General features: G+C 67.4%; 1 protein-coding gene. It reads right to left on the bottom strand.

Annotated elements, in window-relative coordinates:
• Positions 1-11 precede the first annotated feature (11 nt).
• Positions 12-1145: an IS630 family transposase gene (locus tag ACFHW1_RS28730; RefSeq protein ID WP_416616717.1), complete on the bottom strand. Its 1134-nt coding sequence runs from the start codon at positions 1143-1145 to the stop codon at positions 12-14.
• Between the last annotated feature and the right edge of the window lie 84 nt (positions 1146-1229).

Here is a 1229-nt window from a genome sequence, read left to right as displayed (position 1 = left end):
CTAGTGCCGCGTCAGGCAACGTTGGCCCTGTTGACTACCTCGCGTAGGCGTTCGTCGGCGGCGTGCTTGTTCCGCCAGATGATGTAGCGGCGGATCATGCTGCCCTGCTCGGCGTGGCTGGTGTGGTCGGTGCCGTCGAGGGTGAAGTAGCGCAGGGCGGTGAACTGGGCCTCGATGCGGTTGAGCCAGGAACTGTTGGTCGGCGTGTAGGCGAACTCGACGTTGTTCGCGGCGGCCCAGTCGCCGACACGGGTGTCCTTCTTCGTGCTCAGGTGCGGGGAGTAGTTGTCGAGGACGATCGCGATTCGGGTCCGCGGCGGGTGCAGGCCGCGCAGGTAGCGGCAGAACTCCAGGAACCGTGTCCGGTGCTTCGTCGGCTTGATGTGGCCGTAGAGCTTGTCCGCGCCCAGGTCGTAGGCGGCGAACAGGTGGCGGACGCCGTGTGGGCGGTTGTATGTCGCCCGTCGGCGGGGCCTGGGCCCACGCTCGGGGTCCTTGTGCCGTCCGCCGCGTTCGGCCCACTGCCGTCCAGGGTGGGGCTGCAGATTCAACGGGCCGAACTCGTCCAGGCAGAAGATGACGTCGGGCTCACCGGCCTCGGGTACGACCTCGTCGTCGGCGATCGCGTAGAGGTGCTCGACGCGGGCCTTCTTGGCGGCGTAGTCGGGGTCGCGGGAGGTCTTCCAGGTCTTCACCCGTTGAAAGGACACGCCCTCCTCGCGGAGCAGGACCCGTAGGCCCTCGTGGCTGATGTCGTCGACCACCCCCTCAGCGACCAGGAAGTCGGCCAGCTTGGCCAGACTCCAGGTCGAGAACGGCAGACCGTGCTCGGCCGGCTTGGACTTGGCGATCTTCTTGATCTCGCGCCGTTCCGGCAGGGTGAACGTCCGGGGCCGGCCACCCTTGTACCTCGGGTAGAGCGAGTCGAAGCCGTCAGCGTTGAAGTTGTGGATCACGTCGCGGACCCGGTCCGCGCTGGTGAACGTCACCTCCGCGATCTTCCCCACTGGCATGCCCTGCGCGGACAGCAACACCATCTGAGCCCGTCGCCAGGTCACCACCGAGCCGGTGCCTCTACGGATGATCCGCAACAGGCGCTGGCCCTCGTCGTCGTCGATCTTACGGACGCGTACTCGCTCTCCCACCCGGACAGCCTGGCGGCACCCCACCGCCCGGACCAGCACCCGCACGGCGCGTCACGAGGCAAACGTTCCCTGACACGGCACTAG

Source organism: Micromonospora sp. LOL_014 (genome assembly GCF_048060245.1).
In the GTDB taxonomy this organism is placed as follows: Bacteria; Actinomycetota; Actinomycetes; order Mycobacteriales; family Micromonosporaceae; genus Micromonospora_E.
The sequence above is the reverse complement of the archived record's forward strand: the minus strand, read 5'-3'. Positions and strand labels throughout refer to the sequence as shown.